Origin of the sequence: Corynebacterium pollutisoli, from assembly GCF_900177745.1 — a bacterium.
GTDB lineage: Bacteria > Actinomycetota > Actinomycetes > Mycobacteriales > Mycobacteriaceae > Corynebacterium > Corynebacterium pollutisoli.
Genome location: NZ_FXAR01000001.1, coordinates 657291 through 667646, shown reverse-complemented (window position 1 = coordinate 667646; position 10356 = coordinate 657291). Strand labels below are relative to the sequence as shown.

11 protein-coding genes are annotated in these 10356 nt (G+C 68.6%); 4 read left to right on the top strand and 7 right to left on the bottom strand.

Going from position 1 to position 10356, the window contains the following annotated elements:
• Positions 1 to 143 precede the first annotated feature (143 nt).
• The 4 genes from dxs to dut all read right to left on the bottom strand — a co-directional run bounded on the left by dxs (position 144) and on the right by dut (position 4572).
• The gene (gene dxs, locus B9Y70_RS03245; protein WP_085548781.1) at positions 144 to 2036 is read right to left on the bottom strand and encodes a 1-deoxy-D-xylulose-5-phosphate synthase; all 1893 of its coding nucleotides are present in this window, start codon (positions 2034 to 2036) and stop codon (positions 144 to 146) included.
• Positions 2037 to 2100: 64 nt separating this feature from the next.
• The gene (locus B9Y70_RS03240) at positions 2101 to 3276 is read right to left on the bottom strand and encodes a class I SAM-dependent RNA methyltransferase (protein WP_338025215.1); all 1176 of its coding nucleotides are present in this window, start codon (positions 3274 to 3276) and stop codon (positions 2101 to 2103) included.
• A gap of 45 nt (positions 3277 to 3321) precedes the next feature.
• Positions 3322 to 4077, bottom strand: a complete 756-nt coding sequence (locus B9Y70_RS03235; protein WP_143337483.1) for a DUF3710 domain-containing protein — start codon at positions 4075 to 4077, stop codon at positions 3322 to 3324.
• Positions 4078 to 4125: 48 nt separating this feature from the next.
• A complete protein-coding gene (gene dut / locus B9Y70_RS03230; RefSeq protein WP_085548780.1) occupies positions 4126 to 4572 on the bottom strand; it encodes a dUTP diphosphatase in 447 nt (148 codons plus the stop codon).
• Positions 4573 to 4625: 53 nt separating this feature from the next.
• Between dut and B9Y70_RS03225 the strand changes: the two genes are divergently transcribed.
• Positions 4626 to 5150 carry a DUF3093 domain-containing protein gene (locus B9Y70_RS03225; protein WP_085548779.1) on the top strand — a complete coding sequence of 175 codons (525 nt, stop codon included), beginning with the start codon at positions 4626 to 4628 and terminating at the stop codon, positions 5148 to 5150.
• A gap of 66 nt (positions 5151 to 5216) precedes the next feature.
• Here B9Y70_RS03225 and B9Y70_RS03220 read toward each other — a convergent pair whose 3' ends face one another.
• On the bottom strand, positions 5217 to 5510 hold the full coding sequence (locus B9Y70_RS03220; RefSeq protein WP_085548778.1) for a DUF4193 domain-containing protein: 294 nt from the start codon (positions 5508 to 5510) through the stop codon (positions 5217 to 5219).
• A 114-nt stretch (positions 5511 to 5624) separates the two neighbouring features.
• Positions 5625 to 6464: an inositol monophosphatase family protein gene (locus tag B9Y70_RS03215; RefSeq protein WP_143337482.1), complete on the bottom strand. Its 840-nt coding sequence runs from the start codon at positions 6462 to 6464 to the stop codon at positions 5625 to 5627.
• Positions 6465 to 6501: 37 nt separating this feature from the next.
• Here B9Y70_RS03215 and ppgK point away from each other — a divergent pair, with 37 nt between their 5' ends.
• The 3 genes from ppgK (at position 6502) to B9Y70_RS12740 (ending at position 9064) form a co-directional block, all read left to right on the top strand.
• On the top strand, positions 6502 to 7254 hold the full coding sequence (gene ppgK, locus B9Y70_RS03210) for a polyphosphate--glucose phosphotransferase (RefSeq protein ID WP_085548776.1): 753 nt from the start codon (positions 6502 to 6504) through the stop codon (positions 7252 to 7254).
• A 20-nt stretch (positions 7255 to 7274) separates the two neighbouring features.
• A complete protein-coding gene (locus tag B9Y70_RS03205) occupies positions 7275 to 8771 on the top strand; it encodes an RNA polymerase sigma factor (protein WP_476728485.1) in 1497 nt (498 codons plus the stop codon).
• A 128-nt stretch (positions 8772 to 8899) separates the two neighbouring features.
• Complete coding sequence (locus tag B9Y70_RS12740) at positions 8900 to 9064, top strand: hypothetical protein (RefSeq protein WP_159449775.1); 165 nt, start codon at positions 8900 to 8902, stop codon at positions 9062 to 9064.
• Positions 9065 to 9094: 30 nt separating this feature from the next.
• On the opposite strand, the gene B9Y70_RS03200 is transcribed toward B9Y70_RS12740, so the two are convergent.
• Positions 9095 to 10354: a DUF418 domain-containing protein gene (locus B9Y70_RS03200; protein ID WP_085548774.1), complete on the bottom strand. Its 1260-nt coding sequence runs from the start codon at positions 10352 to 10354 to the stop codon at positions 9095 to 9097.
• Positions 10355 to 10356: the final 2 nt, after the last annotated feature.

Sequence of the window (10356 nt, the reverse complement as noted above, 5' to 3'; positions counted from 1 at the left end):
CGGTCATGGCCCGCAGGGCCTGCAACGCAGCAACGGTGTTCATGCCCCGGACACTAAACCGGAAACAACGCGGCGTCGACAAGCAACCAACCCGGCCTGTGGATAACCACCAACCATCCACAGAAACGGTGCCTCTCGGCGACCTAGTCCTTGACAATCCCCTCGAGCCATGATCTCACGGAGGCGAGGACGCCGTCGTGGTCGAGGCCCACCTCGGCGAGCAGTTCGGAGCGCGAACTGTGCATCGGGAACACGGAGGGGAAGCCCAGGCGGCGCAGCGGCGTGTCGACCTCGGCGGCGGAGAGCACCTCGGCGAGGAGGGAGCCGACACCCCCGCGGACGATGCCGTCCTCGATGACCACCACGAGGTCGTGGTCGTCGGCGAGGCCGACGAGCGACCCGGCGACGGGGACGATCCAGCGGGGGTCGACGACGGTGACGTTGACGCCCTCCTCCTCCAGCGCGGCGGCCACGGTCAGCGCCACCCCGGCCATGGAGCCGACGGCGACGAGCAGCACGTCGAGGCCCTCCGCCGCGTCATCCGAGTAGCGGAGCATGTCCACGCCGTCAGCCAACTGCATGAGCGCGGGGATCTCCTCGGGCAGGGCGCCCTTCGGGTAGCGGACGACGGAGGGGCCGTCGGTGATGTCGAGGGCGGCGTCGAAAAGCTCCCGCAGCTGGGCGCCGTCACGGGGGGCGGCGACCCGGATGCCGGGGACGATGCTGGTGAGCGCCATGTCCCACACACCGTTGTGGGAGGCGCCGTCGGGGCCGGTGACGCCCGAGCGGTCGAGGACGAAGGTGACGGGCAGGCGGAGGAGGCCGACGTCCATGAGCAGCTGGTCGAAGGCGCGGTTGAGGAACGTCGAGTAGATCGCCACGACGGGGTGTTTGCCGGCCAGCGCGAGGCCGGCGGCGGAGGTGACGGCGTGCTGTTCGGCGATGCCCACGTCGAAGAAGCGGTCCGGGTAGGCCTCGGCGAAGGCGGCCAGCCCGGTGGGTCCGGCCATGGCGGCGGTGATGGCGACGATGTCGTCGCGACGCTCGGCGGCATCGAGTACCGCGGAGGTGAACACGGACGTCCAGTCGGGCTTGGCCTGGCTCAGTGCCTCACCGGTGAGGGGGTCGATGACACCCGTGGCGTGCATCTGGTCAGCGACGTCGTTGACGGCCGGCCCGTAGCCGTGTCCCTTCTCGGTGATGGCGTGGACGATGATCGGCCCGTCGTAGTCGCGGGCGTAGGTCAGTGCGTGCAGCAGGGACTTGAGGTCGTGGCCCTTGACGGGGCCGACGTACTTCATACCCAGTTCGGGGAACATCTCGGTGGGGATGATCTGGGACTTCACGCCCTCCTTGAAGGAGGCGAGTGCCTCGAAGGTGCGCTCCCCGACCCAGCCCATGGATTTCAGGGTCTTCTTGCCGTGCTCCATGATCTCGTCGTAGGAGCGTTCCATGCGGAGGCGGGCGAGGTTGTCGGCGAAGCCGCCGATGGTCGGCGAGTAGGAGCGGCCGTTGTCGTTGACGACGATGACGACGTTGCGGTCGTGGCCGGAGGCGATGTTGTTGAGTGCCTCCCAGCACATGCCGCCGGTCAGTGCCCCGTCACCGACGACGGCGACGACCTGGCGGTCGAGGCCGGACAGTTCGAAGGCCTTGGCCATGCCGTCGGCGACGGACAGGGCGGCGGAGGCGTGGGAGGACTCGGTCCAGTCGTGCTCGGATTCGCCGCGGGCGGTGTAACCGGAGATGCCGCCCTTCTGGCGCAGCGTGTCGAACTCCCCCGCGCGTCCGGTGAGGATCTTGTGCACGTAGGACTGGTGGGAGGTGTCGAAGATGATCGGATCGTGCGGCGAGGTGAAGATCTTGTGCAGGGCGATGGTCAGTTCGACGACGCCGAGGTTCGGGCCGAGGTGGCCGCCCGTCGCGGACACCTTCTCCACGAGCAGCTGCCGGATCTCCTCCGCGAGCTCCTCGAGCTGCTCCAGCCCGAGGTTATTCAGGTCTACGGGTGACGACAGTCCACTGAGAATACCCATCGTTGTCTGCTCGACTCCTTACAACCTTGTTCGACCGGTTCCGATCATCTTACCTGTCCCCGATTCAGCGGGACAGTTGCGCCATGACTTCGAAATGATGCGTTCCGGGGAACGCGTTGAGCACCGCCAGGCGGGTGAGCCGGTAGCCAGCCTCGCCCCAGGCCGCGGCGTCACGGGAGAAGGTCGCGGGATCGCATCCGACGTGGATGACGCGCTCCGGGTTCTGCTTCGCGACGCCCGCCACTACCTCGTCGCCCGCGCCCGTCCGGGGCGGGTCGAGGACGACGACCCGCGGCGCGGGCAGCGAGCCGATCGCCTTCTCGACGAGCGTGTTGTGCCACTCCACCCGGTGACCGTCGAACTCCTGGTTGCGGGCGGACGTCGAGTAGTCGACGGAGTGGATGACCGCCCCGTCCCCCAGCGCGGAGGCCAGGGCGGGCACGAACAGGCCGACGCCGCCGTAGAGGTCCCAGCCGACGCCCTCGCCGGCGGGCAGGTCCGCCAGCCACTCACGCACGAGCGTGGTGTAGGCGTCGGGGGCGGCGACGTGCGCCTGCCAGAAGCCGGTGGCCGGGAAGTGGAAGGTGTGGCCGTCGGCGTGCTCGGTGACGGTGCCGGATCCCTCGAGCACCTGCTGCACGTTCTCGACACGACGCCCCCGCGGGGCCCGGCGCGTCTCCACGACGTGCCGCTGACCGGCGGAGTCGCGGACGGCGACGATCTCCGCGCCCGGGGTGTAGGTGCGGTCGAGGAGGTCGTCGACAAGCCCGGGGACGACCTGCGTGCACGGCACCGAGATGATCTCGTGGGAACCGTGCGCGCGGAAACCCGCCCGTCCCTGCTTGTCGACGCCCAGCCGCACCCTGGTCCGCCAGCCCCGCACGGGCGGGAGGGGGTGGAGTTCCGGGGCGGGCGGCTCGCTGACGCGACCGAGGCGGGTGAGCTGGCTCAGCAGGATGTCGGCCTTGAGGCCGGTCTCGGCCTCGGGGTTGAGGTCGCCGAAGTCGCAGCAGCCGGCCCCGGCGGCGGCCGCCGGGCAGGCCTGCTCGACGCGCAGCGGCCCCGGGGTGAGCACCTCGGTGACTTCGGCGCGGGCGAAACGCTTCTTGTCCTGGGTGAGGCGCACGCGCACCACGTCGCCCGGGTAGGCGCCGCGCACGAACACGACCCGCCCGTCCAACTCGGCGATGCCCTCACCGCCGTGCGCCATACGGGTGATCTCAAGGTCGGTCACGAGCAGCTCCTGGGTTCAGCGACGAAGGGAAAGAGGTCAGCCTACACGCCCCTACTTCTCGGTCGGCTCCTCGGTGGGGACCTCGTCGACCTGCTGGGACTGTGCCTTGAGTGCCTGGGCGGCCTGCTGCTGGGCCTGCTCGGCGCGCTGCTGCATCGCCTGCTGCACCTGTTCGACGAGCTGCTTCGGCAGGACGACGGGCAGGGAGTTGCCGGCGAGGATCGGGTCGGAGCCGCGGTAGACGAAGGTGCGGGCGGTGATCTCGCGGGCCAGGTCGCGCAGGCCCTCGGCGCGGTCGTGCGGGGCGGTGGTGGTCATGCGCAGCATCCAGCGCGGACCCTCGACGCCGATGACGCGGATCTTGCCGTGCTCGCCCTGGCCGATGATCTCCGGGCCCCACGGGCCCTGGTCGACGTCGGTCTCCAGGCCGTCGCCCATCATGCCCTGGGTGATCTGCTCGCCCGCCTCGGCCCACTGGCCGGCGGAGTTGGGGGCGGCGAAGGCGACGGGGGTGATGCGGCCGAACTCGGTGACGATGTGGACCATCTTCGGGCCCTGCTCCCCCATCTCCACCTGCACCTGGGAATTCTTCGGCAGGGGGATGCGCATGGAGCCGAGGTCGAGGATGCCGAGGGAGAAGTCGGAGAAGTCGAACTCGGCGATGTCCACGGTGTCGCCGTCGAAGGGGCCGGTGTCCCCCGCGACGGTGGCCTCCTGCGGCTCGACGTCCTCCGGCACCTCCGGGGTGGGGTCCTCGTAGGTGGACTCCGCCGCTTCCTGCTTCTTACCGAACGGCCACATAGCCATGGTTGATCGTCTCCTCGTGGTGTACGTTGCCGCCCACTGTACTAGCGGCTAATGGGTGCCGGTGGATCCGTGGCCCCCCTCGCCACGCTCGGTGACGTCGAGATCCTCGACCTCCGCGAAGTCGACGAGCTCGACCCGCTGGACGACGAGCTGGGCGATGCGCATGCCGCGGGTGATCTCCACGGGGGTCTGCGGGTCGAGGTTGATGAGGCTCACCTTGATCTCCCCGCGGTAGTCCGCGTCGACGGTGCCGGGGGCATTGACGATGCTCAGCCCCTGCTTGGCGGCCAGCCCGGAGCGCGGGTGGATGAGGCCGACGGTGCCCAGCGGCAGGGCCAGGGCGATGCCGGTGCCGACGAGCTGCCGCTGGCCGGGGGCGAGGGTCACGTCCTCGGTGCTGTAGAGGTCGACGCCGGCGTCGCCGCGGTGGGCGCGGGCGGGCAGGGGCAGGTCCTTGTCCAGTCGCTTGATGCGGACCGGGCTGAATTCACTCATGTACGTCACGGGACCAATCTAGGCCATGGATCGATGGGTTAGAGTGGTGAATCGTGAGTGACACCGGTTCAGCTTCTTCCGCCGCCCCCCGCACCCTCTACCGCGAGCGTCAGTGGGTGCCTGTCTACTGGTGGGCCCTGGCGGCGTTCCTCGTGATCCTGACGGCCCTGCAGCTGTACCAGAACCGCACCATCGCCTGGCTCATCGTGCCGCTCATCGTGCTCTCAGCCGTGGCGGTGTGGATCCTGGTCAGCTGGTCGTCGACCGTCATCACGGTGGAGCAGGATCCGGACGGGACGCGGTGGCTGTCGGTGAAGTCGGCGAACCTCCCCCACGACGTGGTGTCCCGTTCCCTGGCGGTGCCCGCCACCGCGAAGCGCAACGCCATGGGCCGCCAGCTCGACCCGGCGGCGTTCGTCGTCTCGCACGGCTGGATCCACGAGATGGTCATGCTGGTGCTCGACGATCCGGAGGACCCCACCCCCTACTGGTTGGTGAGCACCCGCCACCCGGAGAAGCTCCTCGAGGCGTTCCTCCCGGAGCAGACGGACACCTCCCTGGCGCACCTGGAGCGCTGACCGGCGGAGACGCGGATACGCGAAGGGCCCGGCAGGATCACTCCCGCCGGGCCCGACGTGTGCCGTCTAGGCGCAGTCCTGGCAGATCTCGGAACCGTCGTCCTGGGTGAAGGCGACACGGTTACGACGCTGCACGAGGAAGCACTCGGCGCAGGTGAACTCGTCGGCCTGCTTCGGCACGACGGTGACGTTGAGTTCCTCACCGGACAGGTCGACGGCCGGGAGGTCGAAGGGCTCGACGATCTCGCCGTCGTCGTCGATGCCGGGGCTCTGGCTCTCAGCGGCCTTGAGACCCTCGAGGGAGTCGGTCTCCAGCTCGTCCTCAACGCGACGTCGCGGTGCGTCGTAATCAGTCGCCATACGTCGTACATCCTTCACGTGTTGATCAACCGCGTCCACGGCCGATGTGCGTAGTGTCGAGGCGCATATTAAGCCACAAATTCCTCCATGTCATACTCCCAGGCCACCGGCGTGTTACCGGCCCTGAAGGGGACGCATGACACCGGCGTCGGCGACCAGTTCCTGCCAGGCCGCTGACAAGGGGCCGGCGGCGACGGAGACGGGCTCGCCGGCAGAACCGGGCGTCGACAAGCGGGGGGTGTGGGCGACTGCCCCCGCCTCCCGGGCGATGAGTGCGCCGGCGGCGAAGTCCCAGCAGTGCAGGCCGTGCTCGTAGAAGGCGTCGACGGTGCCCTCGGCGACGCGGCAGAAGTCGAGGGCGGCGGCACCCATGCGGCGGATGTCCCGGACCCGGGGCAGCATCTCGGCGAGCAGTGCCGCCTGCTGCGCGCGCCACGCGGAGGAGTAGGAGAAGCCGGTGGCCACGAGCGCCAGCGCCGGGTCGGTCACCTCGTTGCACGCCAGGCGCACCCGCTCCCCGTCGCGCTCGACGTGGGCACCCTGCCCCACCGCGGCGGAGTAGACGTGGCCGCGGGGGACGTTGACGACGCAGCCGGCGAGCACCTCCCCGTCGACGGCCGCGGCGATGGACACGGCGTACTCGGGCAGGCCGTAGAGGAAGTTGACGGTGCCGTCGATGGGGTCGACGATCCACGACACCCCGCTTGTCGACGCCCGCGAGCTGCCCTCCTCGCCGATGATCCCGTCGTCGGGACGCAGGGTGAGCAGGCGGTCGGCGATGAAGTCCTCGGCGAGCGTGTCGACGATGGTCACCGGATCCACCGCCGACGACTTCGTGGCGGAGTAACTGCGGATGTCCCCCAGTTCCGCCCGCTTGGCGAGGATCTTCCCGGCGGCCTCGACGGCGACCTCGACGGCGATGTCCTTGAGCGGCAGGGGATCGTGTTTCGTCATGGGCCCCATTGTGCCCGCAGTTTGTATGCTTGGCGCCATGAGCACAATCGGCTTCGGTATCGACATCGGCGGGTCGGGCATCAAGGGTGCCCGCGTGAATCTGGAGGACGGCGAGTTCGTCGGCGACCGCATCAAGATCAAGACGCCCCGGCCGGCGACCCCGGAGGCGGTGGCCGAGACCGCCGCGGAGATCGTGCGCCTCGCCGAGTGGGACGGGCCCGTCGGCCTGACGATGCCCTCGGTGATCAAGGGCCAGATCGCCCGCACCGCAGCGAACATCGACGAGTCGTGGATCGGCACCGACGTCCATGAGCTCTTCGCCCGCCACCTCGGCGAGCGCGAGATCTCCGTGCTCAACGACGCCGACGCTGCCGGCATCGCCGAGGTCGCCTTCGGCGATCCGCGCTCCCGCCAGGGCTCGGCACTGTTTCTCACCTTCGGCACCGGCATCGGTTCCGCCCTGCTTGTCGACGGCCACCTCTTCCCCAACACCGAACTCGGCCACATCATCATCGACTCGGTGGAGGCGGAACGGCGGGCGTCGTCCGCCGCGAAGGACCGCGACGAGCTCAGCTACAAGAAGTGGGCGAAGCGCGTGACGAAGGTGCTGCGCGAGTACGAGCGCCTGCTCAACCCGGGCGCGTTCATCGTCGGTGGCGGAATTTCCCGGGAGCACGAGAAATGGGTCCCGCTTCTCGACGTCGAGGCCCCTGTTTTCCCCGCCCAGCTGCGTAATCGCGCCGGCATCGTGGGCGCGGCGATGGCCGTGGCGGCACACGTCGCACCCTGAGGCGGTTGAACCGTCACGGAATAATTGATCTATACTGGGCGGTTGATTGCGAGGGCGGTGCACCGCACCGTCGCAGCGGTGATCGCCCCGTCTCTGGTACGGGGCCGACACATTCAAGTAGGCAAGGCGAAAGGGCGTACGTGGCAGCCACCGATTCTTCAGGCAATGCAGCGACTGACAACGCAGACAACTCTGCGGTCGAGTCAGCCGCCGATACTCCGGTGAAGAAGGCCGCCAAGAAGGTGGCCAAGAAGACGGCCCGCAAGGTCGCCAAGAAGACCGCGCGCAAGGCGGCGAAGAAGACCACCCGCAAGGTGGCCAAGAAGACCGCCAAGAAAACCACCCGCAAGGCCACCACCAAGGCCGCGACCGACGCCGAGGCACCGGAGGGTGCAGAGGACGAGCTCGAGGATGAGCTCGAGCCCGCCGAGCCCGACTTCGACGAGGCCAACCTCGAGGAGGATGAGCTCGGCGAGGAGGGTGTCGAGGAGGAAGAGGAGGAGGACACCGGCGCCTCCGTCTGGGACGAGGACGAGTCCGCCGCCCTGCGCCAGGCCCGGAAGGACGCGGAGCTCACCGCCTCCGCCGACTCCGTCCGCGCCTACCTCAAGCAGATCGGCAAGGTCGCCCTGCTCAACGCGGAGCAGGAGGTGTCCCTGGCCAAGCGCATCGAGGCCGGTCTGTACGCCACCTACCGCATGGAGCAGATGGAGGAGGCCTTCGCCGGCGGTGACAAGGACGCCAAGCTGACCCCGGCGGTCAAGCGTGACCTGCGGGCCATCGCCCGTGACGGCCGCAAGGCCAAGAACCACCTGCTCGAGGCCAACCTGCGTCTCGTCGTCTCGCTGGCGAAGCGCTACACCGGCCGCGGCATGGCGTTCCTCGACCTCATCCAGGAGGGCAACCTCGGTCTCATCCGCGCGGTGGAGAAGTTCGACTACACCAAGGGCTACAAGTTCTCCACGTACGCCACGTGGTGGATCCGCCAGGCCATCACGCGCGCCATGGCCGATCAGGCCCGCACCATCCGCATCCCGGTGCACATGGTCGAGGTCATCAACAAGCTGGGCCGCATCCAGCGTGAGCTGCTGCAGGATCTGGGCCGCGAGCCCACCCCGCTGGAGCTGGCGAAGGAGATGGACATCACCGAGGAGAAGGTCCTCGAGATCCAGCAGTACGCCCGCGAGCCGATCTCCCTCGACCAGACCATCGGCGACGAGGGTGACTCCCAGCTCGGTGACTTCATCGAGGACTCCGAGGCCGTCGTCGCCGTCGACGCCGTCTCCTTCACCCTCCTGCAGGATCAGCTGCAGGACGTGCTGCAGACGCTGTCCGAGCGTGAGGCCGGTGTCGTCCGCCTGCGCTTCGGCCTCACCGACGGCATGCCGCGCACCCTCGATGAGATCGGCCAGGTGTACGGCGTCACGCGTGAGCGCATCCGTCAGATCGAGTCGAAGACGATGTCCAAGCTGCGCCACCCCTCGCGTTCGCAGGTGCTGCGCGACTACCTGGACTAATTGTTCAGCTTATCGACGCCCCCGTTCAGGGTTGAACGGGGGCGTTTCCGATTCACATGACACGGCGAGAGTTTCCGCGGTAATAGAACGAGGGGGAAGCAAAACCTTCCTACCGAAAGGCACACATCATGTTCAACGACCTCTCCTACATCGCCGAGATCCCCTCCTCCTGGGTGGAGTACGGTGGCCTCCAGTACATCGGTGCCGGCATCCTGGACATGTTCGCCGAGTTCGCCGAGTGGTTCAGCTCCGGCTCCTCCTACGAGCAGCCACCGGCCCCCGCGTGTCCATGAGCACGCGGGGGTCGCGCGATTCCGGGCCTTCTACCGCGGCTCGCGTGCGACTGGCACGGCCAGTTCCTGTGGCCGGTAGACGGCGGGCAGCCCCTCGCGGCCGTAGCTGAGGCGGCGGTGGACCCACTCGATCGGCCCGGGCCAACCGAACAGGTCCCAGACGAACGCCCACAGCAGGGTGGCCAGCCACACACCGAAGGCGAGGCCCATCTGCGGCAGGATACCTGCCTCGCTGCCCCAACCGAGCAGGAAGGACTGGGTGATCACCATGAACAGGATCGACTGCAGGATGTAGCCCGACATGGAACGCTGGCCCAGGGCGACGAAAGCCCGGAGGGCCGGGTTGAGGGTGTCGACGGTTCCCTGGAACAGCAGCGCCACCAGTGCCAGGGCGGCGGGGCCGGTGAGGAGGCCGACGCCGGTGTTGATGACGGAGAACGGGACCTCCCAGGTCTCGGGCAGGACGCCGATGGCGGCCAGACCCCAGGGCAGACCGACGATGAGGACGACGGCCGCTCCGACGGCCACCCAGGAGCGGAGGAGGGTGCGGTGGGCGGCAGCGTCGATGAGCACGCCCCGGCGGGCCCACACGAACCCGATGATGACCAGCGGGCCGAGCATGAAGACGAGGATGGGGAAACTGGCGACGGCCGCGAGGCCGGCGGCGGCGTTGAACCCGAGGTAGTGGAGGTAGGAGTCGGCGGACGACTGGAATTCACCCGGTGTCATCGCGAAGTCCGTGACCGCGGGGAAGAACATGAGGGCCACGCCGATGGCAGTGTAGATGACGACGTTGAGGCCCAGCATCACCCACGCGATGATCATGAGGGTCCGGTCGCGGAGCGTGATCATCGAGATGAGCACCAGGGCCACCAGCGAATACTGCAGGATGATGTCGCCGAAGAACAGCAGCACCAGGTGCACCACGCCGATGAGTGCCAGGAACCCGTAGCGCCGCCACAGCACCCGCTTCGCCTTGCCCGGCGGGAAGCCGCGCCGCCACAGGCTCAGGGTGATGAGCCCGACGCCGAAACCGAGGAGCGTGGTGAACAGGGGCAGGCCGCGGACATGGACGAACATCGCGTGGAGGACCACGGCGATCTGCTCGGCCATGCCCGCGTCACCGTGGATGCCGCCGAAGTAGCCGGCGGAGTCGGCGGTCTCCGGAGCGGCCCAGGCGGTCGGCAGGTTGGCCAGCGCGATGCCCAGCAGTGCCAGGCCACGGGCGAGGTCCGGGGCGATGTAGCGGACCTTCTGGGCCGGGGCGGGGGCGGCGACCGGAGTGGACATGG

Excerpts from the sequence above, each read along its gene's own strand:
- ppgK (WP_085548776.1), top strand. The coding sequence starts at position 6,502 with ATGAGCACAATCGGCTTCGGTATCGACATCGGCGGGTCGGGCATCAAG.
- B9Y70_RS03200 (WP_085548774.1), bottom strand. The coding sequence starts at position 10,354 with ATGTCCACTCCGGTCGCCGCCCCCGCCCCGGCCCAGAAGGTCCGCTAC.
- B9Y70_RS03220 (WP_085548778.1), bottom strand. The coding sequence starts at position 5,510 with ATGGCGACTGATTACGACGCACCGCGACGTCGCGTTGAGGACGAGCTG.
- B9Y70_RS12740 (WP_159449775.1), top strand. The coding sequence starts at position 8,900 with ATGTTCAACGACCTCTCCTACATCGCCGAGATCCCCTCCTCCTGGGTG.
- B9Y70_RS03215 (WP_143337482.1), bottom strand. The coding sequence starts at position 6,464 with ATGACGAAACACGATCCCCTGCCGCTCAAGGACATCGCCGTCGAGGTC.
- dut (WP_085548780.1), bottom strand. The coding sequence starts at position 4,572 with ATGAGTGAATTCAGCCCGGTCCGCATCAAGCGACTGGACAAGGACCTG.
- dxs (WP_085548781.1), bottom strand. The coding sequence starts at position 2,036 with ATGGGTATTCTCAGTGGACTGTCGTCACCCGTAGACCTGAATAACCTC.
- B9Y70_RS03235 (WP_143337483.1), bottom strand. The coding sequence starts at position 4,077 with ATGGCTATGTGGCCGTTCGGTAAGAAGCAGGAAGCGGCGGAGTCCACC.